This window comes from Rhodanobacter thiooxydans (assembly GCF_021545845.1).
In the GTDB taxonomy this organism is placed as follows: domain Bacteria; phylum Pseudomonadota; class Gammaproteobacteria; order Xanthomonadales; family Rhodanobacteraceae; genus Rhodanobacter.
Window position 1 is genome coordinate 662,808 of record NZ_CP088923.1, and the last position, 23,830, is coordinate 686,637.

Below are 23,830 nucleotides of genomic sequence, written 5' to 3' on the forward strand. Positions count from 1 at the left end.
CAGCGGCGCGGGGCCGGCGGTTCAGGCCGGCCCCCAGTAGCCGATGCGCCGGCGGATCTTCAGCTTGCGCCACAGGTTCAGCGGCTTGCGCCGGCGATTCCGCGCGCCGCGGGCGATGAAGGTGTCGATCGCCTGCAGCACGCGCTCGCTGGAGTGGCCGTCGCGGTAGGGGTGGATCGCGTCGGCGTACGCGCGGATCGCTGCCATCAATTCCGGCGGGCGGCTCAGCGCGCGCTCGATCGCCGGCTCGAAGTCCTTCGCCTCGTGGATATCGATCAGCTGCGGGCCGGGCCGGCGGTTGTCGAAAGTGACCACCGGCTTGCCGGTGAGCAGGAACTCGTTGAGTGCGGAGGAGGTGTCCGAGCACATCATGTCGACCTGCGGGAACAGCTCCAGGATGTTGTCGTTCTCGGCGAAGGTGAGGTACTCGTTCTGCAGCGCCTTGAACTTCGCCGTGGTCTCCGGGTTCATCTTCGGGTGGAAAGTGACGATCCAGCGCCAGCGGCCGTCGCGCGACAGCCGCTTCACTTCCTCGTACAGCGTCTCGGCCGCGCTCCACGAGGGCGAGAAGGTGGAGTGGTACAGGATCACCGGCGGCGTGCGCACCGGCGGCAGCGGGCCGCTGATCTCCTGCATGAACGGGTCGAGCTTGGGGAAGCCGGTCTCGATCACGCTGAAGTGACCGACCTTGTCCGCGATGGCCTGGAACTGCGCGGTGTCGCGCGGGCCGGTGGTGCAGTACAGGTCGAAGAAGCCGCGCACGTAGATATGGCGTGGCTTGCCGGCGTCGAAGCCGTGGAAGGTCTCCACCTTCACGCCGGGAAAGAAATGCGGCACGGCGTTGGACGAGGTGATCACTGCGAGCGGTTGCCACGCGCGTACCTCGGCCACGCTCAGCAGGCGTTCGCCCGCGACCAGGTCCTCTGCGCCGGGGCCGTCGAAGAACCAGGCCGCCTCGTCGCCGCGGGCGCGGATGGCTTCCTGCAGCGGGCGCAGGATGGCCAGCGCGTAGCGTTCGGAGCCGTAGAGCAGGTAGTGTTTTCTGAAAGACATGGGCGAGTCGGAAGCGGTGTGAATTGCAAGAGTTACAGAATGCAGGTTATGGCAGGCCCCGCACCCGCACCTTCCCACAGGGGGATTTCCTGCGGTCACAATCCTCTCCCGGAGGAAGAGGAGGCGAAGGTGCCGGGCGGGTTCGCTTGAGCGTGCGCCGTCGCGAACCCGTGCTTCAGCGATCCAGGTGATGCTTGTTCAATAAATCGGTCGCGTCCGCGACCGATTTGGGGTTGTTGACCATTTCGTAGTAGCGCATGCGCTTGTACAGCGCGTAGCTGGCGGCGGTCTGCGCGATCAGGAAGCCGCGCCAGCCGTCCAGGCAGGCCAGCCGGAACAGGTAGTCCTTGAGGAAGGCCAGCGCGTAGACGAACGGCGCCTGCCACATCCGCACCGGCTTGCGCCGGTCCAGCCAGTCGCGGCACTTCAGTTCGGCGTAGCGCAGCACCTTGAGCTGCTTGTGCGCCAGGGTGGGGTTGTTGGCGTGGTCGAACGGCGCGTCGAAGGTGGGCGCGCGGCCCTCGAAACGCAGCGATTCGTGCACCCGCACGTCGCTCCAGCGCGCGCGGTCGCGGTGGTACAGCCGCGCCAGCTGCTCGCCCACGTTCGGCCGATACCAGCGCATCGGCCGGCCCATGTAGATCGTGCGTCGGCGCAGGTACGCCGCCGGCGCATCGCCGGCCATCAGCGCGGGCAAGCGGCGTTCCAGCTCGGCGGCGAGTGCCGGGCTGAGGTATTCGTCGGCGTCCAGCACCAGGATCCAGTCGTGCGTGCACTGCGTGCTGGCAAAGTTGCGCTGCGCGCCAAAACCCAGCCAGTCCTGGTGTACCACGCGCGCGCCATGCGCCTGCGCGATCGCCACCGTGTCGTCGTCGCTGCCGGAGTCGACCACCAGCTTCTCGGCCGCGAACGGCACGCTGTCCAGGCAGCGCGCGATGCTGCCGGCCTCGTTGCGGGTGATGACGGCGAGGGTCAGCGGGAACGTGGGCATGGGCGGATTCTAGCCGAAGCCGGGATTGTGCCTGCGCGCCGGAGGCATGAACGGGTTGTGCACCGGGCCAAGCCGGTCGCATCCTTGTGCGGGAATCCATGACACTATGCGCCGATCGACCGCGGATCCGGCGTCACCTTCCTCTTCTCGCAACGGTAGCCAACGGCAGCGCATGAAACGGATCCTCGTCACCGGCGGTGCCGGCTTCCTCGGTTCGCACCTGTGCGATCGTCTGCTCCACGACGGCCACGACGTGCTGTGCGTGGACAACTTCTTCACCGGCAGCAAGCGCAACGTCGCGCACCTGCTCAGTCACCCGTACTTCGAGCTGATGCGCCACGACGTGACCTTCCCGCTGTACGTGGAAGTGGAGCGCATCTTCAACCTGGCTTGCCCGGCCTCGCCGGTGCACTACCAGCACGACCCGGTGCAAACCACCAAGACCAGCGTGCACGGCGCGATCAACATGCTGGGCCTGGCCAAGCGGGTGAAGGCGCGCATCCTGCAGGCTTCCACCAGCGAGGTTTACGGCGATCCGGAAGTGCATCCGCAGGTCGAGGGCTACTGGGGCAAGGTCAATCCGATCGGCATCCGCAGCTGCTACGACGAGGGCAAGCGCTGCGCCGAGACGCTGTTCTTCGACTACCACCGCCAGCACGCGCTGGACATCAAGGTGGTGCGCATCTTCAATACCTACGGCCCGCGCATGCACCCCAACGACGGCCGTGTGGTGAGCAACTTCATCATGCAGGCGCTGCGCGGCGAGGACATCACCATCTACGGCGACGGCAGCCAGACGCGCAGCTTCTGCTACGTCGACGACCTGATCGAGGCGATCGTGCGCATGATGGAATCCGAACGCGGCTTCACCGGCCCGGTGAACATCGGCAACCCGGTCGAGCACACCATGCTGGAGCTGGCCGAGAAGGTGCTGGCCCTGGTCGGCGGCCGCTCGAAACTGGCGTACCGGCCGTTGCCGTCGGACGACCCGCGCCAGCGCCAGCCCGACATCGGCGTGGCGCGCGGGCAGCTCGGCTGGCAGCCGACGGTGGCGCTGGAGGATGGCCTGAAGGAAACCATCGGCTATTTCCGCCGCCTGCTGCAGGACGGTGCTTCGGCATGACCAGCTTCGCGGTCGTCGTGACCAGCTACAACTACCGTGCGTTCGTCGGCACCGCGGTCGACAGCGCGCTGGCGCAGAGCCGCGCGCCGATGCAGGTGATCGTGGTCGACGACGGTTCCACCGACGGCACGCCGGCCCACCTGCGCGAGCGCTACGGCCACGATCCGCGGGTCACCCTGGTCTGCGGCGAGAACGGCGGCCAGCTGGTGGCGTTCCAGCGCGGCGTGGCGCATGCCCGCGCGGACGTGATCTGCTTCCTCGACGCCGACGATCGCTGGGAGCCGGATTACCTGGCGCGCCTCGGCGAGCTCTACGACAGCCGCCGCGACGTCGATTTCGTGTTCTCCGACATGCAGCTGTTCGGCGACGAGCAGCGCTGGATGGGCTACGCCGCGCAGTCGCGCGACCTCGGCTTCACGGCGATCAGCACTTACTTGCTGATGCACTGGTACGGCGCCCCCACCTCGGCGTTGTCGATGCGTGCGCTGTGGGCGCGCCGCACGCTGGAGCTGCCGGCGGAGCTGGGCCAGACCTGGCGGCTGTCCGCCGACAACTGCCTGGTGTTCGGCGCCAGCGTGCTGGGTGCGCACAAGTACTACCTGCGCACCGGCGCGGTGCATTACCGCATCCATGGCAACAACGGCTGGTGGGGCCGGCAGACGCCGGCCACGACCTACCTCAACCGGTTCCGCTCGCGCTGCCTGATCGGGATCTACGCCCGCAGCATCGGTCTGGACGAGCGTTGCCTGGAAAGCGTCAAGCACGAGTTCCGCACCAAGCCGGATCCCTCCTGGCGCGAGGCCCGGCACTACGCGAAGCTGGCGCGCCTGCGCCACGGCTCGTGGCTGCGCAACCAGCAGCATGCCGCGTCGATCCTGTGGTCGACACTCAAGCGACGCCGGTCTCGGGCGGCCGCGCGGCCGGCGACGGACTGAGCGGGTTGCCATGCGCATCAGCGTTGCCGTGATCACCTACAACTGGCCCGCGGCACTGGAACGGGTGCTGCGCGCGCTGGCCGCGCAGAGCGAGCTGCCGCACGAGGTGATCGTCACCGACGACGGCTCGCGCGAGGAAACCCGCCAGCTGCTCGAGCGGCTGGCCGTCGACTACCCGGTGCGCCTGGTGCACCTGTGGCAGAGCGACGACGGCGCGCGCATGAGCCGCGCACGCAACCGCGCGATCGCTGCTGCGCAGGGCGACTACGTGATCCTGCTCGACGGCGACATGGTCGCCGAGCGCCACTTCGTCGCCGACCATCGGGCGTTCGCGCGCCGCGGCTGCTTCGTGCAGGGTTCGCGCGTGCTGACCGACGCCGCGCTCACCGCGCGCATGCTGGAGCGCGGCGCAGCCACGCCGGGCTTCTTCAGCCGCGGCATCGAGCGGCGCCGGCACACCCTGCGCCTGCCATGGCTGGCGCGCTGGTATGCCAGGCCCGGCACCAAGCAACGCGGCATCAAGAGCTGCAACATGGCGTTCTGGCGTGACGACCTGCTGCGCCTGAACGGCTTCAACGAGGCGATGACCGGCTGGGGTCGCGAGGATACCGAGCTGGCGCTGCGCGCGTTCCATGCCGGGCTGCTGCGGCGCGAGCTGCGCTTCAGCGCGCTGGCCACCCACCTCTACCACCCCACCCGCAAGCACGTGGTCGGCAACCCGAACGACCGCATCGTGGACGACACGCGCTCGCGCCGGCTGCTGCGTTGCGAGCGCGGCGTCGAGCAGCATCTGGCCGAGTTCGCCGATGCGCCGCCCGACCTGCGCGCGCAACCGGCTCAGCCGAGCTGACGCAAGGCGGCGTCCAGCTGCGCGGCGAAGCCCGCCTCGTTCGACTCGAACCAGGCCCGCGCCTGTGCGCCCAGCGCCGCGCGTTCGGCTTCACTCATCGCCAGCAGGCGTTCGATGGCGGCCTCCAGCGCCGCCTCGTCGAAGCGGTGCAGGGTGCTCAGGTTGAATGGCCCGGTTTCACCCGCGTCGATCAGGATGCCGCGTGCCGGGGTGACCAGTTCGTTCATCGGCGGTGCGTTGCAGGTGAGCACCACCGCGCCGCAGCTCATCGCCTCGACCAGGTAGTGGCCCCAGCCCTCGGTCTCCGACAGGCACAGGTGAAACAGGTGGGTGTTCTGCAGCCGGCGGATCTCGCGCACGTCGCTTGGGTAGCCGATCCGGTGCTCGATGTTGTCCGGCACCGGCCCGGTCAGCGGGGTGGCGGTGCGCGGCGACTGCAGTACCAGCAGCCGCGGCCATTCCGGATGCCGCTGCCACAGTGCCAACAGCCGCTGCGTGCCCTTCATCCGGCTGGCGCCGGCCAGGTGCAGGAAGGTCGGTTGCCGCGGAATCTCCGGCTGCAGGCAATCGGTGCTGCGGAAGCCGATGTGCAGGGCGCGGCAACCACGGGCGGAGAACAGCTCGACGGCATGGCGGGTCTTGCACAGGATCGCGTCGTGGCGGGTCAGGTAGCGCTGGCTGCGCGACGACAGCCATTCCGGATTCGGCACCAGCAGGTTCAGCCGGGCCAGCCCGAACCAGTCCGGGCGCACATGCTCCAGCGCGATGTTGATGTCGTAGGGCTTAGCATGCCGATCGGCGTGGCGCAGTCGTTGCCACCACATGCGCGCATGCGCCAGCCATGCCTTGCGGCGGCCGTCATGCCGGTGCGGGCCGAGCCGAGTCACCTGGACCTGGTGGCCCAGCGCGACCAGGGCCGAAGACAGCAGCCGGATGTCGTGGCTGAGGCCGCGCTGGTTGTCCCATGCAAGCAGATTGATGCGGGCCATGGGGGTCAGCGGGACGAGACGCTGCAGCGCAGGCGGCCGATGCTGACGGCCAGGCCCGACACCAGGAACAGATAAAGCGATTGCGGCATGGCCCGATAGAACACGTTGTCGCCGAACGCGCACAGGACGTACATGCCGATCACCATCACGCCGGCTGCGGCCGCCGCGGCGACCGGCTCCTGCGGGTGGCCGAGGTGGCGGGCGAAAAAGCCCAGCGGCACGGCGAGGAACAACAGCAGCACCAGCAGTGCGGGCAGGCCGCCGGCCACCATCGACTCAAGGTACTCGCTGTGCGGGTGCACATACTTGGCAATCAACGGACTGGCCTGGCCTATGGCCACCTGCTCGCGCACACGGACGCCGAACTGGTCCAGGCCGATGCCGGCCAGCGGGTGCTCGCGGAATGCCTGCCACGCCGTACGCCACATCTCCAGCCGTTCGCCGACGGCCGTGGCGCCGCCATCGCTGCCGCCGTTGCCGAAACTGGCGATCTGGACCGGGACGGCGGTCAGCCGCTCGACCATCTCCCGGTGCAGCGTGGCGGTGACCGCCAGCATGCCGATCACGGTCACCGCGAACAACAGCAGCACCCGGCGCCAATGCCGCGAACGCATGGCGTACCACAGCATCAGTCCGAGGTAGACCGGAGCGAACGACAGCAGCGGGCCGCGGCTCTGGGTCAGCACCGCGCCGTACAGGCCGACCACCACGGCCGCGATGTGCAGCCAGCGCTCGCCGCGCGAGGTCCCTGGCCGCAACGCCTGCAGCATCGCCAGCAGCACCAGCACCAGCAGGTACATCGCAAACTCGACGGCGGCCCAGTCACCGCCGTTCAATCCGTAGGGGCGGTCGACGCCCAGCGCGTAGCGCTGGTACAGGCTCGCCGCGCCCAGCAGCATGGCGGTCAGGCTGAAGCCGATTGCAACCACCCGCTGCTTCACCGGCAGGGTGAACACGGCCGCGATGCCCAGGAACAGCACGGTCTGCGCCGGCAGGTCGAGGGTGGACCAATCGAGCCGGTGGCCCAGGAAGTTGCCGATGTCATACAGCAGGCGCAGCGCGCAGACGGCGATGACCGGCCAGGCCAGTCGCCAGGCCTGCCGGCTCTCCGCCCGCGTGGCCAGCAGGACCACGCCGACCACGAACAGCAGGGTCATCGGCAGGATCTTGAAGCGCCCGGATACGGCGAAACACAGCGGCATGATGGCCAGCAGCAGCGAAACGGTCCAGAGCTGCCATGAAGCGGGTTGAGCGCGCACGCGAGAAACCTGTCGAACCAACGTGTAATCCCTGTCTGATAATGCTAATGGGCCAGCGTCCTCGACACGGCATGCGCGCGTTGCATCGTAACGTGTAGGTTCATCTTCCATGTGCGCCGTTCCATGGGCATGTCGTGAAGTTGCGAAGTACGTCACCGCTCAGGGCTTGTGAAGAAAACCACTTCCTGTGGTTTTCTTCAGTCGCGAGTCCGGCACATGTCCGGACTCGCTCACGCGAATCAGGCACTTGCGTGCCCGATCCGCGTCCGGCCATCCATGGCCGGGCTTCGAGGTTGAAAAACTCACAACCGCTCAGGGCGCGTCGTCCGCTTCCTGGTCCGCGGCGATGCCGGGTACGCAGCCGGGCGTCACCGCATCCACCTTGAACATCCACCACTCGCGGCGGTTGGCGTGACCCACGTAGGTGGCGCGATGACGATCCACACACGTGCCCATCGCCTCATCGAGGCTGAAGATCCAGCGCTGTGCAGGATCTTGCCGGAGCCAGTCGATCGCCTCCGCATATTGTTGCGGCCAGGGTTTCAGGAAGCCGAACTCGGCGACCGGGCCTTGTGCCATCAGCAGGTTCTGCTCCTTCCAGGCGAGCAGGCCGATGGTGGCGTCCGGCCCGGCGATCGCGCGTGCCTGCGCCATCACCTCGCGCGCCGAGCGGTCGCCGTTGAGCATCGGGTAGCCCCACAGGCCGTACACGCTCCACAGCGCGCCGGCGAACAGCAGCCAGCCCAGCGGCGCGCGGCGCAGCCGGGTGAGCGCCACGATGACCAGGCCGGCCACGCCGATGGTCAGCAGCATCCACCAGATTTGCGGGTCGAGGCTCTGCTCGATCTTCACCGCCCAGGCCGGATGGCGATGGATCGCCAGCGCAGCGGCGATGCTCAGGCCGCCGGCCAGCAGCGTGGTCAGCGCGCACACCGCGAGGCGCACGCCGCGCCGGCGCAGCAGGCCGGGCAGCAGCGGCGCCAGCGCCAGCGCGGTCATCGGCAGCGCCGGCAGGATATAGACGTCGCGCTTGCCCGGACTGAACGAAAAGAACAGCAGCACCAGCACGATCCAGCCCAGCGGCAGCAGCAGGCGCGCGTCGCGCCGCTTCAGCCGCCGCCACCACGCCGGGATGGCCCACGGCAACAGCAGCGACAGCGGCAGCCAGTCGACCACGATGATGCCGAGGAAGTAGAACGGCGAGTGGAGGTGGCCGGTGGGGGTGGCGTAGCGGTGCACGGTCTGCCCGAACAGGATGTTCTGCACGTACTCGGCGTGCTGCGGGTCGCCGTCGGCGTGCGCCACCAGCAGCATCGGCAGCAGCCAGCCGAGAATCGGCAGGAAGAACATCGCCAGCCCGCCGGCCCAGCGCCAACCGCCGACGGGCAGCGCCAGGTGCCGCCAGTGGCCGCGGCGCGCGACCAGGTACGGTACCAGCATCAAGAGCGCCAGCACGCCGACGCCCTTGGTCGCCACGCCCAGCCCGGCGAAGAAGCAGCCCGCGGCGAACCAGCGCCACGACGGCCCCAGCAGCAGGTGGCGCAGCAGGCCGTAATTGGCCAGCGTCATCCAGCCCAGCAGCAGCGGGTCGATCTGCGCGTTGCGCATCTGGTAGGTGAAGTGGATGGTGACCAGCAGCGTGGCCGCGGCCAGCAGCGCGCTGCGGTGGTTCCACAGCCGGCGCGCCAGATCGTAGACCAGCGCCAGCGCGGTGAGTGCGGCGAGCAGCGAGGGCAGCAGGAAGGCGATGCGCCAGTCGCGCATCACGTAGTAGCTGAGCGCCTGCAGCCACATGAACACCGGCGGCTTGTCCGGGTACAGCTCGTGGCCGCGGTGTGGGAACAGCCACTGGCCATGCTCGACCATCCACCGCGCCACCAGCGCGAAGCGCGGCTCGTCGGACGGCCATGGGTCGCGCAGGCCGAGGCCGAGGCCGAGCAGCAGCAGCGCGAACACGCCGAACAGCAGCAGCTCCGAACGGGCGCTGCGCAGCCACAGCGGGCGCGCTTGGGACAGGGAAGGCTTCACGCGGGAGGGTCGGCGGCGGTTGGGGGAGTGCCAAGCATAGCCCGGCCAGCGGTCCTGCCAAGCTGGCAAGCTGCCTAGCGGGACTTCTGCAGCACGGCGTAGTACATGCCGTCGAGGTCGCCGTCGCCGGGCAGGATCTGCCAGCCGACGGCGGCAGGTTGACCCACCGGCAGGGTGAACGGCACGGCCTGCGCATCGGCTTGCGCGGCCAGCAGTTTGCCGACAATCGCCTCGTTCTCCGCGCGCAGCACCGAGCAGGTGACGTACAGCAGCCGCCCGCCCGGCGCCAGCAGCGGCCACAGCGCGGCGAGGAGACGGCGCTGCTGCGCCTGCATCGCAGCGATGTCGCTCTCGCGCCGGTGCAACCGCACGTCCGGCCGCCGGCGCAGCACGCCGCTGGCCGAGCACGGCGCGTCGAGCAGGATGCGCTCGAACGGCCGGCCGTTCCACCAGCCCTTTGGCGCGCCGGCATCGCCGGTCACGATCTTCGCGTCCAGGCGCAGGCGCATCAGATTCTGACGGATGCGTTCGGCGCGCGACGCGTCGAATTCCAGTGCGGTCAGGTCGATGTCAGCGCGTTCGAGCAGGTGGCAGGCCTTGCCGCCGGGCGCGGCGCAGGCGTCGAGCACGCGCAGGCCGTCGTGCAGGTCGGCGAGGTCGGCGGCGACTTGGGCGGCGCCATCCTGCACCGCGAACAGGCCGTCGTCGAAACCGGGCAGACGGGTGACGTCGCTGCTGTGCGGCAGCACCAGCGCATCGGCTAGCCAGGGATGCGCAGTCGCGGCGTAACCGGCGGCCTGCAGTCGGGCGATCAGCGTTTCGCGCTCGCTGCGCCGGCGGTTGATCCGCAACATCAGCGGCGGCTCGTTGTTGTCGGCGGCCATTACCGCCTCGGCCTGCTGCGGCCAGTCGCGCTCAAGCGCGGTGGCCAGCCAGGCCGGATGGGCGTGGCGGGTCTGCGGCCGGGCGTCGAGTTTCGCCAGCCGGCTTTCGCGCTCGCGCTGCCAGCGCCGCAGCACGGCGTTGACCAGGCCGGCCAGCTGCGGTCGCTTCAGCGTACGCACCGCCTCGACCGTGGCGGCCACCGCGGCGTAGTCCTGCAGTTCGAGGATCTCCAGCTGGACCAGACCCAGCACCAGCAGCGCGTGCACGGCTGGGTCCTTGTGGCGCAGGGATTTCTCCAGCAGGTCGTCGACCGCGGGGTCGAAACGCAGCCACCAGCGCGCGCCTTCGCTGAGCAGGGCCATCAGCAGGGCGCGGTCGCGCGGGTCGGGCAGCCGCGGCGCGGAGCGCTCCATCACCTCGCGCAGCGAGGCGCCGCGCAGGGCGATCTCGGCAAGCCCCCTGGCGGCCAGTGCGCGGGTGTCGGCCTTCATCGGCGCTGGCGCAGTTCGGGGCGGGTGTTGAGGTAGTCGATCGCACCGACGCGCTTGCCGCCGGCACGCTGCACCGCGGTGACGCGCAGCGCGCCGTGCCCGCAGGCGAGGTCGATGCCGTCGCGGCTGGCGCCCAGCACGCTGCCCAGGGCGGCGTGGTGATCCGCCTCGATCGCATGGGCGGCCCAGATCCGCAGTGGTTCGCCGGCGATCTCGCCTTCGGCCACCGGCCACGGGTCGAACGCGCGCACCTGGCGTTCCAGCTCGAGCGCGGGACGGTTGAAGTCGAGCTTCGCCTCGGCCTTGTCCAGCTTGTGCGCGTAGGTCACGCCGGCTTCCGGCTGCGGCGTGGCGACCAGTGCTTCGCCGGCCAGCGTGCGGCGCAGGCCGTCGGCCAGTACCTCCGCACCCAGCAGGGAGAGGCGGTCGTGCAGCGAGCCGCCGGTGTCGTCGCGGCCGATCGGGGTGCGTCGTTCGAGCAGCACCGGACCGGTGTCCAGGCCCGCCTCCATCTGCATCAGGTCGACTCCGCTCTCGGCGTCGCCGGCCAGGATCGCGCGCTGGATCGGCGCCGCGCCGCGCCAGCGCGGCAGCAGGCTGGCGTGCACGTTCCAGCAGCCGAGCCGCGGGATCGCCAGCACCTTGCGCGGCAGGATCAAGCCGTAGGCCACCACCACCAGCAGGTCGGGGCAGTAGTCGGCGAGCCGTTGCTGCACCTCGGCGGGCTTCAGCGATTCGGGTTGCTCCACCGCGATGCCGGCGGCCAGCGCGGCCTGCTTCACCGGGCTGGGCGCGAGCTGGCGGCCGCGCCCGGCGGGTCGGTCGGGCTGGGTATAGACGGCCACCACCTCGGCGCCGCTGGCGCGGCAGGCTTCGAGACAAGGCACGGAGAATTCCGGGGTGCCGGCAAAGACCAGCCGCAGGGGCTGGGGGCTCAAGCGCTGGCCGCCTGCTTGCGATGCTTCTCCAGCCGCTTCAGCAGCAGGCTGCGTTTCAGCGGCGACAGGTAGTCGACGAACACCTTGCCTTCCAGGTGGTCCATCTCGTGCTGCACGGCCACCGCCAGCGGGCCTTCGGCCTCGTAGACGAAGTCCCTGCCGTCGGTGTCCTGCGCCTTCACCTTCACCCTCAGCGCACGGGTGACGTCGGCGTACAGGCCGGGGAAGGACAGGCAGCCCTCCTGGTACACCTGTGCGCCATTCTTCTCGACGATCTCGGCGTTGATCAGCACCAGCGGCTGGTTGCGCTCCTCGCTCATGTCGATCACCAGCACGCGCTGGTGCACGTTGACCTGGGTGGCGGCGAGGCCGACGCCGTTGGCGGCGTACATGGTTTCGAACAGGTCGGCGACGAACTGCTTCAGCTTGGCGTCGAACACGGTCACCGGCGTGGCGCGGGTGCGCAGTCGGGGGTCGGGGAATTCAAGAATGGACAACAAGGACATTGGGATCACCTCGGCGCCGAAAGTGCGGGCGAATTGGTAAAAAGCCACCCGAGGCGCCATCTAGAATGGATCTTATTGTACGTCGGCAAACGCCCGAGTACAGACGATTTTTGCCAACTCGCGCCTGTTGCGAGCGTTAACCATTCGGTTACACTCGACCGAGCATCTGGGGAAGGGGGATTCCCGCCAATGATCAAGAAAATTATCGTGTTGCTGGCCGGCATGCTGGTCACCGTGGCCGTGTATGCGGCCGGTGCGCAACTGCGGGCCGATCATCCCGACAGCTACACCGTGCGCCGGGGCGACACCCTCTGGGATATCTCCGCCAAGTTCCTGTCCAAGCCGTGGCTGTGGCCGGAAATCTGGCAGGCCAATCCGCAGGTGCGCAACCCGCACCTGATCTACCCCGGCGACGTGCTCAACCTGTCCTTCATCAACGGTCCGCGCCTTGGCCTGCAGCCGAGCGTGCATCGCGAAGGCGAGGCGGTGCCTGCGATCCCGCTGTCCGAGTTGCGGATGTTCCTCAAGGACATGCGGGTGATGGACTCGAAGGCGGTCAGCTCCGCGCCGTACGTGGTTGGCCTGGAGGAATCGCGCCTGCGTGGCGCGGTCGGCCAGAACATCTACGTGCGCGGCCTGCAGGGCGAACCGGGCCAGCGCTGGGCGATCGTGCGGCCGAGCCACGTGTTCCGCGGCTTCAATCAGGGCGACGCGGCCAGCGCCGATCTGGTCGCGCATGATCTGGACAGCAACGCGGCGATGGTCAACGCGCCGTGGCGCGAGGATTCGCGCAACGACGGCCACTACGGCAAGGGCGACGACCTCGGCGTCGAGGTCAGCGTGATCGGCACCGCCGAGACGCTGCGCACCGGCGACCCGGCGACCCTGCTGCTGCTCGGCGCCACCCAGGAGATCCGCAGCGGCGATCGCATCATGCCGATCGACGACAAGCCGTACGACGCCTACTACTACCCGCATGCGCCGAAGTCGGTGCCGGCCAACGCCAAGGTGATCGGCTTCGCCGACGCGATGGACGCGGCCGGGTCGCGCCAGGTGGTCATGTTGTCGATCGGCGCGAAGGACGGCGTGGACAACGGCCAGACCTACACGATGATGCAGCCCGGCGAGACGATCCACGACGACGTGGCCAGCAACAGCTGGCGGCGTGGCGTGGGCGAGAAGGTCAAATTGCCCGACGAGTACATCGGCCACGTGATGGTGTTCCGCACCTTCGACCGGGTCAGCTACGGCCTGGTGATGGACGGCCTGCGGCCGGTGCACGTCGGTTCCCGTCTGGTTCTGCCCGAATAAGAGCCTGCGACCAGCGTTGCGGCATCTGCCTACGGGACGGCGCGGCTTCCACCGCGCCGTTTCCTTTGCGGCCCGCTCCGTAAACTGCCGCCATGAGCATGGACGATCCTGATGAACTTCGCGCCTGGCTGATCGCCTTGCGCACGCCCGGCCTCGGCCCGGGCGGCCTGCGCGAGCGGCTGGATGCGGCCGGCGGCGACATCCGCGCCGCGCTGGCGCAGTTGCGTCGCGACGCGGCGCGGCTGGACGAGCTGGCGCAGGCTTGGTTGGCGCGGCCGAACGAGGCGCGACTGGACGCCGACCTGACCTGGCTGGCCGAACCCGGGCATCGGCTGCTGCGCTGTACCGAGGCGGATTTTCCGCCGCAGCTGGAGCACATCCCGCAGCCGCCGGCGGTGCTGTTCGTGGTCGGCGACGCCGGCTTGCTGCTGTATCCGCAGGTGGCCATCGTGGGCGCGCGCGGCGCCAGTGCGGTGGGCCTGACGCATGCCCGCGCGTTCGCGCTGGCGCTGGCCGAAGCCGGTTTCGCCATCACCAGCGGCATGGCCGACGGCATTGACGGCGCCGCCCACCTGGCCGCGCTGGATGCCGGCGCGAAGACGCTCGCGGTGGTCGGCACCGGCGCGGACCGGGTGTACCCGCGCAAGCACCATGCACTGGCCCGGCGGCTGGCCGCGCAGGGCGCGCTGGTCAGCGAGTTCCCGCCCGGCACGCCGGCGCGCCCGGACCACTTCCCGCGGCGCAACCGGATCATTGCCGGACTGGCGCTGGGCACGCTGGTGGTCGAGGCTGGCCTGCGTTCGGGCTCGCTGATCACCGCCCGGCTGGCCGCCGAGCAGGGCCGCGAGGTGTTCGCGCTGCCCGGTTCCATCCATCATCCGCTGGCCCGCGGCTGCCACCGGCTGATCCGCGATGGCGCCCGGCTGGTCGAGACCGCCGCCGAAATTGTCGAGACATTGACATCGGCAGCGCGCATGCTTGGCGGCGAACTGGCCGCGCGGCTGGATGCAGCCGGCGGTGCGGCGGCCGGCGTGTCGCGGATCGCGGGCGGCGACGCGGCAAGCGCACCTGTCGGCGCCGACGGCGACCCCGGGTATCGTTGGCTTTTGACCGAACTTGGCCATGAACCAGCGACATTGGACGAACTTGTGCAACGTACCGGGCAGTCCGCTGCTGCACTTTCCTCGATGCTGCTGATGCTGGAACTGGAGGCGAGGGTGGCGAGCCTGCCGGGTAACCGCTACCAGCAATTGCCCGGCGGCTGAGTCGCCATCGGGCGCTGTTTGCGGGGGTACCGGGCTTGACAGTCGTTGGCGCGGCATGGTTTCAACTATATATATGCCCGGCACGGAAGCGCCGGTGATTCACTTTCGGATATCCCGTTTTCATGGCAAAAAACCTGCTCATCGTCGAATCACCGGCCAAGGCCAAGACGATCAACAAATACCTTGGCAAGGACTTTCAGGTCCTCGCCTCCTATGGCCACGTGCGCGACCTGAAGCCGAAGGAGGGCGCAGTCGACACCGAGCACGGTTTCGCGATGGCCTACGAGGTCATCGAGCGCAACGAGAAGCACGTCGACGCGATCGCCAAGGCGGCCAAGCTGGCCGACGACATCTATCTGGCGACCGACTTGGACCGCGAAGGCGAGGCGATCAGCTGGCACATCAGCGAGATCCTCAAGCAGCGCGGTCTGGTCAAAGGCAAGCAGATGCACCGCGTGGTGTTCTCCGAGATCACGCCGAAAGCGATCAAGGCCGCGGTGGCCGCGCCGCGGCAGCTCTCGCACGACCTGGTCGACGCCCAGCAGGCGCGGCGCGCGCTGGACTACCTGGTCGGCTTCAACCTGTCGCCGGTGCTGTGGCGCAAGGTGCAGCGCGGGCTGTCCGCCGGCCGCGTGCAGTCGCCGGCGCTGCGCATGATCGTCGAGCGCGAGGAAGAGATCGAGGCGTTCAAGGCGCGCGAGTACTGGACCATCGAGGCCCAGCTCAAGCACGCCGAAGGCGACTTCACGGCGCGCCTGTCCAGGCTCAACGGCAAGAAGTTCGAGCAGTTCGACCTCACCAGCGAGGCCGACGCACTGGCCGCCCGCGACGCGCTGAAGCAGGCTGCGCGCGGCCGCCTCACGGTCAGCGAGGTCAGCTCGAAGGAGCGCAAGCGCCGTCCGGCCGCGCCGTTCACCACCTCCACCCTGCAGCAGGAAGCGGCACGCAAGCTCGGCTTCACCACCAGCCGCACGATGAAGGTGGCGCAGGGCCTGTACGAGGGCGTGGCGCTGGGCAGCGAAGGCAACGTCGGCCTGATCACCTACATGCGTACCGACTCCACCATGCTCGGCGACGACGCGGTGGCCGAACTGCGCCAGCTGATCGCCCGCGACTTCGGCAGCCAGGCGCTGCCGGATGCGCCGCAGATGTACAAGACCAAGTCGAAGAACGCACAGGAAGCGCACGAGGCGATCCGCCCGACCTCGGCCATGCATACGCCGAAGTCGGTGGCGTCCTTCCTCAACGACGACCAGCGCAAGCTGTATGAACTGATCTGGAAGCGCACCGTCGCCTGCCAGATGATCCATGCCACCCTGAACACGGTCACCGCCGAATTCGCCGTGCGCGGCGTGGCCGGCGGCGACGCCGCGTTCCGCGCCAGCGGCACCACCGTGGTCGATCCCGGCTTCCTGGCCGTGTACGAGGAGGGCCGCGACCAGAAGGGCGCCGAGGACGACGACGAGGGGCGCCGGCTGCCGCGCCTGGCGGTGGACGAGCAGGTGCCGCTGCACGACATCGCCGCCGACCAGCACTTCACCGAGCCGCCGCCGCGCTACTCCGAGGCGAGCCTGGTCAAGACGCTGGAGGAATACGGCATCGGCCGCCCCTCGACTTACGCCAGCATCATCCAGGTGCTGCAGAACCGCGAGTACGTGTTCCTCGACAGCCGCCGCTTCAAGCCCAGCGACGTCGGTCGCGCGGTCAGCAAGTTCCTTACCCAGCACTTCACCCGCTACGTCGATTACGACTTCACCGCGAAGATGGAAGACGAACTCGATGCGGTCAGCCGCGGCGAGGAAGCCTGGATGCCGCTGATGGAGCGCTTCTGGCAGCCGTTCAAGCAGCAGGTGGACGAGAAGACCGAATCGGTCGACCGCAGCGAGGCCACCGGCGCGCGCGAGCTGGGCAGTGACCCGAAGAGCGGCAAGCCGGTATCGGTGCGGCTGGGCCGGTTCGGGCCGTATGCAGCGATCGGCACCAAGGACGACGAGGACAAGCCGCAGTTCGCCTCGTTGCGGCCCGGCCAGAGCATGCACACGATCACCCTGGCCGAGGCGCTGGAGCTGTTCAAGCTGCCGCGCCAGCTGGGCAGCGCGCCGAACGGCGAGGAAGTCAGCGTGGCGATCGGCCGCTTCGGCCCGTTCGTCAAGCAGGGCGGCACCTATGCCTCGCTGAAGCCCGAGGACGATCCGTACACGATCGAATTGCCGCGCGCGCTGCAGATCGTGCAGGACAAGCTGGAGATGCTGGCCAACCGCGTCATCCTCGATTTCGGCAACGGCGTGCAGGTGCTGAACGGTCGCTACGGTGCCTATATCACCGACGGCGAGAAAAACGCGCGCATCCCGAAGGAACAGGAGCCGAAGGAGCTGACCGAGGCGCAGTGCCTGGAACTGCTGGCTGCGGCGCCGGTGCGCAAGGGCCGCTTCGGCAAGAAGACGGCGACCAGGAAGACGGCCGTGAAGAACGCCGCGCCGGCGAAGAAGGCGGCGGTGAAGAAGGCTGCCGTCAAGAAGACCCCGGCGAAGAAGACGGCAGCAAAGAAGACCGCGACCAAGAAGGCCGCCGTAAGGAAGCCTGCGAAGGGCAAGGCCGGGGCCTGAGTGCCGCAGCGCTTCACCCTCGCCGAACTCGACGGCGCCGCCGCGCTGCTGCACGGCGGCGGCGTGCTGGCCTATCCCACCGAGGCGGTGTTCGGCCTCGGCTGCGACCCGCACGACCGCGCCGCGTTCGAGCGCGTGTTTGCCCTGAAGCAGCGTCCGGCGACCCAGGGCGTGCTGCTGATCGCCGCCGATTTCGCCCAGGTCGAGCGCTACATCGAACTTGGCGCGGTGCCGGACGAGGTGCTGCGCGAGGTGCGCGCGAGCTGGCCCGGCCCGTACACCTGGATCTTCCCGCGCTCGGCCGAGGTGCCGGCCTGGGTTGCCGGTGCGCATGCCGGCATCGCCTTGCGGGTCACCGCGCACGGGCCCGCCGCCGCGCTGTGCCGCGCGTTCGGCGGCGCGCTGGTGTCGACCAGCGCCAACCCGTACGGTCAGCCGCCGGCGCGCAGTGCGCAGACCGTGGCGGACTACTTCGGCGACGCGCTGGATGGCCTGCTGGACGCCCCGCTGGGCGGCCAGGCCAGTCCCACGGTGATCCGCGATGCGCTGTCGGGCGCTATCATCCGCGCCTGAACGTTCAGGGGGCGTGCCGGTCATGCATCAGCTGAACCGGAGTGGGATGTCGGCGACGGCCGTTCATGCCGCCGTTCGCCGTGCGGCGCGATGCTGCCGGGCGTGACGCACCGAGGATCAGGAGACCGCACTTGGCCATCGTTTACGACACCTACCAGCGCGAGGCGCCGCTGCGGTTGCCGCTGCTCGGCGCGGACGACCCGGCGCGGGTGGTGGCCTGGCGCCATGGCGCGGCGGTAAGCGCAACGAGCTTCCTGGCGCAGGTGCAGGCGGTGGCGGCGACCCTGCCGACTGCCGCCGCTGCGGTGAACCTGTGCGAGGACCGCTATGCGTTCCTGGTCGCGTTCTGCGCCATCGCGCTGCGCGGCCAGGCCAACCTGCTGCCGTCGTCGCGTGCGCCGCAGGCGGTGGACGAGGTGATGGCGGCGCACCCGGGCTGCTATGCGCTGGGTGAGCAGGCGTTCGACCCGGCCCCGCGCGGCTACCGGCAGCTGCCGCCGCTGGATGGCGCCGCGGCAAGGGAACCCGCCGCGCCCTGGCCGACGCTCCCGGCCGGGCAGGTGGTGGCGATCGGCTACACCTCCGGCTCCACCGGCACGCCTGGCGCGAACCCGAAGAGCTGGGCCAGCTTCCATGCCAGCAACGCCGGCAACCTGGCGCGGCTGCGCGCGCTGGCCGGGCCGCGTTTCGGGATCGTCGCCACGGTGCCGCCACAGCACATGTACGGCATGGAGATGTCGGTGCTGCTGCCGCTGCTGGGTGGCGTCGGCGTGCACGCCGGGAGGCCGTTCTTCCCGGCCGACGTGGCCGCCGCGCTGGCCGAGCTGCCGGCGCCGCGCGTGCTGGTGACCACCCCGGTGCATCTGCGCGCGCTGGTCGAGTCGGGCATTGCGCTGCCGCCGGTCGCCGCACTGCTGTCGGCCACGGCGCCGCTGCCGGCGGAACTGGCGCGCACCGCCGAGCAGCGCTTCGGCGCACCGCTGCTGGAGGTGTTCGGTTCCACCGAGACCTGCGTGTTCGCCAGCCGCCGCCCCGCCGTGGACGAGGGCTGGTCGCTGTACGACGGTGCCAGCCTGCACCCGCAGCCGGACGGCACGCTGGTGCAGGCGCCGCAGCTGGACGCGCCGGTGGCGCTGGCCGACATCGTGAGCCTGTCCGACGGCGGCCGCCGCTTCCGCCTGTGCGGCCGCCACGCCGATCTGCTGGAGATCGCCGGCAAGCGTGCCTCGCTGGCCGACCTCACCCGGCGCCTGCTGGCCATCCCGGGCGTGCGCGACGGCGCGGTGTTCCAGCTCGGCGGCGGCGACGCGCTGGGCGTGCACCGCATCGCTGCGCTGGCGGTGGCGCCGGGGCTGGACGAACACGCCATCCTCGATGCATTGCGCCGCGCGATCGACCCGCTGTTCCTGCCACGCCCGCTGAAGCTGGTCGAGGCGCTGCCGCGCAACGAGACCGGCAAGCTGCCACGCGCGGCGCTGCTGGCGCTGCTTGGCCAGCACGACGATGAATGAGCCGCCGGCCCGCGCCAGGGCGTGCGGCTTCGCTGCCGTCGGCTGACCGCGCAGCCGCTACAATGCCGGGCTGCGCCGGCTGGCGCGCCTCACTCGGAGCAGCCCAATGAAGGTCCTGGTCATCGGCGGCGGCGGTCGCGAACACGCACTGGCGTGGAAGCTCGGGCAATCCCCCCAGGTCGACGAGGTGATCGTGGCGCCAGGCAACGCCGGCACCGCGCGCGAGCCGGGCGTGCGCAACGCCGAGGTGGCCGCGGACGATCTCGACGGCCTGCTGCAGCTGGCGAAGCGAGAAAAGGTCGGGCTGACCGTGGTCGGCCCCGAGGTGCCGCTGGTGGCCGGCGTGGTCGACCGCTTCCGCGCCGCCGGCCTGCGCATCTTCGGCCCGCGCGCGATCGCCGCGCAGCTGGAAGGCTCCAAGGCGTTCGCCAAGGATTTCCTGCGACGGCACAACATTCCCACCGCGCACTATGCGGTGTTCACCGAACTCGATCCGGCGCTGGCCTACGTGCGCCAGCAGGCCCATCGAAGCGGGGGCGCGCCGATCGTGATCAAGGCCGACGGCCTGGCTGCCGGCAAGGGTGTGGTGGTGGCGCTGACCCTGGCCGATGCGGAACTGGCGCTGCACGACATGCTCGGCGCGCATGCGTTCGGCGACGCTTCGGCGCGGGTGGTGGTCGAGGAGTTCCTCGACGGCGAGGAAGCCAGCTACATCGTGATGAGCGACGGCAGCCACGCGCTGCCGATGGCCTCCAGCCAGGACCACAAGCGCCGTGACGAAAACGACCTCGGCCCCAACACCGGCGGCATGGGCGCGTACTCGCCGGCGCCGGTGGTCACGCCGGAGGTCGAGCAGCGCATCCTCAGGGAAGTCATCGAGCCGACCCTGCACGGCATGGCGGCCGAGGGCGCGCCGTTCATCGGTTTCCTCTATGCCGGTCTGATGATCGACAAGTCCGGCGCACCGAAGGTGATCGAGTTCAACGTGCGCTTCGGTGATCCGGAAACCCAGCCGATCCTGCTGCGGCTGAAGTCCGACCTGGTCGAGCTGATCGACGCGGCGCTGGACGGCCGGCTAGAGCAGACCCGCGCGCGCTGGGACGCGCGTCCGGCGATCGGCGTGGTGATGGCGGCCGGTGGCTATCCGGGGCGGGTGCGCCTGGGCGACCCGATCGAGGGCCTCGACCTCGCGGCAGGCGCCGAGGTCAAGGTATTCCATGCCGGTACCCGGCTCGACCCGCAGGGGCGGGCGGTTACCGCCGGCGGCCGCGTACTCACCGTGTGCGCGCTGGGCAACGACCTCGCGGCGGCACGCGAAAGCGCCTATGCGACGCTTGGCCGCATCCATTACGACGGCGCGTTCTGCCGGCGCGACATCGCGCATCGGGCTCTGCACCGGCCCTGAGCCGCGCCCGCTGGCCGCATACGCCGACGCATGGTAGCCCATCAGATGGCTTGACTTTTCCGCGCAGCGCTTTTTGGGCTATGCTTGAAACTTCCCCCGCGTAGAGTCGTGGCGCAAAGCGCCTGAACGACTTCGTGCTTGATTTCACGCTTTGACGAGGTTTTCCCATGCGCAAGATGGTTTTGTCGCTGATGTCGGTTGCGGCATTGGCTCTGGCGGGTTGCAGCAACGCTCCCAATCCGTCGGAGTCGACGGGCTCCGCGGCGCCTGCCGCCGCGAAAACCGCTTCGGCGGCACCTCAGATCCCGAGCCAGGTGAGCGGTACGATCACGCTGCGCGCCGGTACGCCGGCGCCCTCGTCGAACGCCACCCTGGTGCTGAACCTGGCCGACGTGTCCTCCACCGCGACGGGTTCCGCCCCGCTGGCCAGCAAGACTTCGCCGGCCGGCGCGTTCCCGCAGCCGTTCACGCTGAGCTTCAACCCGGCCGAAGTGAAACCGGGCGACCTGTACGTGATCCAGGCCACCCTGACCGACGGCGACCGCAAGTACACCATGCCGATCCAGGCGCCGGTGCTCGCCAAGGGCAGCAAGAACGATGGCGTGGCGATCGAGCTGATGGCGGAGCAGACGCCCAGCGAGAAGATTCTGGCCGAATTCGCCGAGGCGAAGGCGCAGATCGGCGGCATGAAGATCAGCCACGGCACCAAGCTGGAGGCCAACGATTCGCGCGGCTGGCAGCTGTTCCGCCAGGCCGGCGAAGTGAAGTACATCCGCGAAGAGGTCGACTACGGCGACAAGGGCTATACCAGCACCGACTATGCCTACAAGGATGGCAAGCCGTGGGCGGTCGTGCAGGAGACCAAGGCCAGCCGCGCCGGCAAGCCCAGCGCGATCGACCGCGCCGGCTGGAGCGACGACGGCACGCTGGTGCTGAAGCAGCACCAGGTCGGCAGCGACGTGCAAGCGCTCGATCCGGCGGCGGCAGGCACGCTGAAGAAGCAGGCCATCACCATCCTCGGCATGGCCACCGGCGGCAAGAACAAGTAAGCGGTTTCGGCTCCCGCCTCGGGCGGGTGCCCCGACAAAAAAAGCCGCCCGCAATGCGGGCGGCTTTTTTCATGCGGCGGCCCGGCCGGGCCGCGATGCCGGTGGTCAGAGGTTGATCCGCACGCCCATGTTGACGCTGTTGTACTTCTGGCTGTTGTCGCTGAAGCGCCCGCTGTAGCCGATCCAGCTCTGTACGCTCGGGGTCAGCTGGGCGGACAGGCCCAGCGTCGCGGTGCCCCAGCTCTGGTCGGGGTTGAAGCCGGACAGGGCGAACGTGCCGTTCATGCTGTTCAGGCCGGCGCTGACCATGCGCGGGTCGGCCTTGCTGTCGTGGTTCCAGGCCAATTCGACATAGGGCGACATCAGCAGGTTGTTGACCTGCCACTGGCCGCGCAGGCGCCAACCCAGCGTGGCCAGCAGCGAGTCGCGCTGCTGCCGCCCGAACCACATGGCGCTGCTGTCATTGCCGTTTTCGCTGTAGCCGCTGACCTTCACGGTCTGCCAGTCGAGGTTGGCGAATGGCCCGGTCTGCAGCTTGTCGGAAAGGTCGAACCACCAGCCGCCGGTGACGCCGCCGCCCAGGTGCGAGCCGTCGGTCTTGCCGGTTTCGGTGCGCTGCGCGGCACCGATGCTCATGCGGCGTTCGATGTTCTTGAAATTGGACTGGCCGAAGTTGACGTAGCCACCCACGTAGCCGCCGCCGTTGTGGTAGCCGAGATAGCCCAGGCCGCTGATGTCCTGCAGCTTGTAGCCGCCGCCACCGGAAAAGTCGGCGTTGTGCTGGCCGATGCCGAGCGCGATGCCGGCGGTGACGTGCTCGCCGGCGAAGAAGTTGGCGCCCAGGGCGAAGTTGAAATTGTCGCTGTTGGTGCGTGGGGAATGGCCGCTGGCGTCGAAGCGCTGCTTCGCGTAGTCGATGTTGACGAAGGTACGCACGTCGCCGTCCTTGCCGGTGGTCAGCATCTGCTCGCGCATGACGCGGTTCTGCGCGGTGCTGGCGGCCAGCGGCGCCTCGCCGAGCAGCGAGATCTGCTCCGGCGCACGGATCACCGACAGCACGTACTGGCTGAGCATCGCATGGGCGGCGGTGGTCGGATGCACGCCATCGGCGAACAGGTAGGTCTGGTTCGTGCCCGCCGCGTAGCTGTAGGGCAGGCCCGAGCCCTGCGGGCCGCACTGGATCGAACTGCCGCTGCACGCCGGCGTGGTGACGTTGCTGAAGCCGTAGGCCGAAGGGTTGGCGACCGCCTCGTTGAGCAGGGCGAAGGTGTTCACCGGAATGATGTTCAGGCCGTTGTTGCTCAACTGCATCAGCCCGCTGTTGAGCACGCCGTTGTAGAGCACGGCGAGCTGGCTGGCGCCGGCCTGCGCGGCGGCGCCGCCGGCGGCGGACGCGGGCGTCTTGCCGAGGTCGGGCAGGTTGTAGACCACCACGTACCGTGCGCCGGCGGCCTGCAGCGCGCCCAGCACGCCCAGCTCGGCCTGCGCCGCGCTGGCGGTGCCGGCGGCGATCGCGTTCGGGTTGGTCAGCGCTCCGCTCAGATAGAAGATGTCGTTGGCGCCGCCCCAGACCTGGTACAGGGCGTTGCCGTCGGCCTTGCCGCCGGTCGTGCCGAGATACATCTGCAGCTGTTGCGGAATGGTCGGCACCGCGGCCACGTTGTTGACGAAGCCGGCGCCGCCCCAGGCGAAATCGGTACCGCCGGCCGCCGATGGCTTCAGCGTGAAGCCGAGGCCGGACGCCACGTTCTCCGCCGTGGTGGTGCCCGGGTTGGTGGTGAAGCGCAGCGGCGGCTGGATGCCGGGCGCGGTAGCCAGCGAGATGTTGCCGTTGTCGCTGAGGCTGTCGCCGAAGACGATGACGTTGCTGAAATCGGTGGCCGCGGCAGCCGTGCTGAACAGCAACGCGGTGGCGATGGCGCCGGCCAGATGGCGGGGACGAAGCATGCTGACACTCCTTCGGCCGGGATGGCCTTGTTAGTCTGAAGTTACGTTACGGCATTCCATACGGAACCGCATGCTGCAGCGCATCGCCGCCGTATGCAAGCAAGTCGCGGGGAAT

At 69.2% G+C, this 23,830-nt stretch carries 19 protein-coding genes; 10 read left to right on the forward strand and 9 right to left on the reverse strand.

Going from position 1 to position 23,830, the window contains the following annotated elements; genetic code table 11:
• Positions 1 to 21: 21 nt before the first annotated feature.
• Both LRK53_RS02865 and LRK53_RS02870 read right to left on the reverse strand, forming a co-directional pair.
• Entirely contained in the window at positions 22 to 1,053 is a 1,032-nt protein-coding gene (locus tag LRK53_RS02865; RefSeq protein ID WP_027493244.1) for a CDP-glycerol glycerophosphotransferase family protein, read from the reverse strand.
• A 175-nt stretch (positions 1,054 to 1,228) separates the two neighbouring features.
• Positions 1,229 to 2,044, reverse strand: a complete 816-nt coding sequence (locus tag LRK53_RS02870) for a glycosyltransferase family 2 protein (protein ID WP_027493245.1) — start codon at positions 2,042 to 2,044, stop codon at positions 1,229 to 1,231.
• A 172-nt stretch (positions 2,045 to 2,216) separates the two neighbouring features.
• Between LRK53_RS02870 and LRK53_RS02875 the strand changes: the two genes are divergently transcribed.
• Genes LRK53_RS02875 through LRK53_RS02885 form a run of 3 tightly spaced genes read left to right on the forward strand, consistent with a single transcriptional unit; the run spans position 2,217 to position 4,952 of the window.
• Positions 2,217 to 3,167, forward strand: coding sequence for a UDP-glucuronic acid decarboxylase family protein (locus LRK53_RS02875; protein ID WP_027493246.1), 951 nt, complete (start codon positions 2,217 to 2,219; stop codon positions 3,165 to 3,167).
• Positions 3,164 to 4,102, forward strand: coding sequence for a glycosyltransferase family 2 protein (locus LRK53_RS02880; protein ID WP_027493247.1), 939 nt, complete (start codon positions 3,164 to 3,166; stop codon positions 4,100 to 4,102). Before LRK53_RS02875 ends, LRK53_RS02880 begins: the two co-directional genes overlap by 4 nt.
• Positions 4,103 to 4,112: 10 nt before the next feature.
• A complete protein-coding gene (locus tag LRK53_RS02885; protein WP_027493248.1) occupies positions 4,113 to 4,952 on the forward strand; it encodes a glycosyltransferase family 2 protein in 840 nt (279 codons plus the stop codon).
• On the opposite strand, the gene LRK53_RS02890 is transcribed toward LRK53_RS02885, so the two are convergent.
• From LRK53_RS02890 to def, 6 genes are all read right to left on the reverse strand, one after another.
• A complete protein-coding gene (locus LRK53_RS02890; RefSeq protein WP_027493249.1) occupies positions 4,940 to 5,941 on the reverse strand; it encodes a glycosyltransferase in 1,002 nt (333 codons plus the stop codon). The two genes, LRK53_RS02885 and LRK53_RS02890, sit on opposite strands and share 13 nt — an antisense overlap.
• Before the next feature lie 5 nt (positions 5,942 to 5,946).
• On the reverse strand, positions 5,947 to 7,200 hold the full coding sequence (locus tag LRK53_RS02895; protein ID WP_235642484.1) for an O-antigen ligase family protein: 1,254 nt from the start codon (positions 7,198 to 7,200) through the stop codon (positions 5,947 to 5,949).
• Positions 7,201 to 7,512: 312 nt separating this feature from the next.
• Complete coding sequence (locus tag LRK53_RS02900; RefSeq protein ID WP_027493251.1) at positions 7,513 to 9,228, reverse strand: ArnT family glycosyltransferase; 1,716 nt, start codon at positions 9,226 to 9,228, stop codon at positions 7,513 to 7,515.
• Positions 9,229 to 9,302: 74 nt separating this feature from the next.
• Positions 9,303 to 10,604 carry a 16S rRNA (cytosine(967)-C(5))-methyltransferase RsmB gene (gene rsmB / locus LRK53_RS02905; protein WP_027493252.1) on the reverse strand — a complete coding sequence of 434 codons (1,302 nt, stop codon included), beginning with the start codon at positions 10,602 to 10,604 and terminating at the stop codon, positions 9,303 to 9,305.
• Positions 10,601 to 11,542, reverse strand: a complete 942-nt coding sequence (gene fmt / locus LRK53_RS02910) for a methionyl-tRNA formyltransferase (protein WP_235642485.1) — start codon at positions 11,540 to 11,542, stop codon at positions 10,601 to 10,603. Before fmt ends, rsmB begins: the two co-directional genes overlap by 4 nt.
• Positions 11,539 to 12,048, reverse strand: a complete 510-nt coding sequence (def, locus tag LRK53_RS02915; RefSeq protein WP_027493254.1) for a peptide deformylase — start codon at positions 12,046 to 12,048, stop codon at positions 11,539 to 11,541. The genes fmt and def overlap by 4 nt, the downstream gene beginning before the upstream one ends.
• Before the next feature lie 189 nt (positions 12,049 to 12,237).
• Between def and LRK53_RS02920 the strand changes: the two genes are divergently transcribed.
• The 7 genes from LRK53_RS02920 (at position 12,238) to LRK53_RS02950 (ending at position 21,768) form a co-directional block, all read left to right on the forward strand.
• On the forward strand, positions 12,238 to 13,359 hold the full coding sequence (locus tag LRK53_RS02920; protein WP_027493255.1) for a LysM peptidoglycan-binding domain-containing protein: 1,122 nt from the start codon (positions 12,238 to 12,240) through the stop codon (positions 13,357 to 13,359).
• Between the two features lie 92 nt (positions 13,360 to 13,451).
• Positions 13,452 to 14,624: a DNA-processing protein DprA gene (gene dprA, locus LRK53_RS02925; protein WP_081666640.1), complete on the forward strand. Its 1,173-nt coding sequence runs from the start codon at positions 13,452 to 13,454 to the stop codon at positions 14,622 to 14,624.
• A 122-nt stretch (positions 14,625 to 14,746) separates the two neighbouring features.
• On the forward strand, positions 14,747 to 17,230 hold the full coding sequence (locus LRK53_RS02930) for a DNA topoisomerase I (RefSeq protein WP_027493257.1): 2,484 nt from the start codon (positions 14,747 to 14,749) through the stop codon (positions 17,228 to 17,230).
• Entirely contained in the window at positions 17,231 to 17,803 is a 573-nt protein-coding gene (gene tsaC, locus LRK53_RS02935) for an L-threonylcarbamoyladenylate synthase type 1 TsaC (protein ID WP_027493258.1), read from the forward strand.
• A 131-nt stretch (positions 17,804 to 17,934) separates the two neighbouring features.
• Positions 17,935 to 19,314, forward strand: a complete 1,380-nt coding sequence (locus LRK53_RS02940; RefSeq protein ID WP_275113422.1) for an AMP-binding protein — start codon at positions 17,935 to 17,937, stop codon at positions 19,312 to 19,314.
• Between the two features lie 106 nt (positions 19,315 to 19,420).
• A complete protein-coding gene (gene purD, locus LRK53_RS02945) occupies positions 19,421 to 20,719 on the forward strand; it encodes a phosphoribosylamine--glycine ligase (protein WP_235642486.1) in 1,299 nt (432 codons plus the stop codon).
• 167 nt (positions 20,720 to 20,886) lie between these two features.
• Entirely contained in the window at positions 20,887 to 21,768 is an 882-nt protein-coding gene (locus tag LRK53_RS02950; protein WP_027493260.1) for a YbaY family lipoprotein, read from the forward strand.
• Positions 21,769 to 21,873: 105 nt separating this feature from the next.
• Here the strand turns inward: LRK53_RS02950 and LRK53_RS02955 are convergent, their stop codons facing one another.
• A complete protein-coding gene (locus tag LRK53_RS02955) occupies positions 21,874 to 23,715 on the reverse strand; it encodes an autotransporter outer membrane beta-barrel domain-containing protein (RefSeq protein WP_027493261.1) in 1,842 nt (613 codons plus the stop codon).
• Between the last annotated feature and the right edge of the window lie 115 nt (positions 23,716 to 23,830).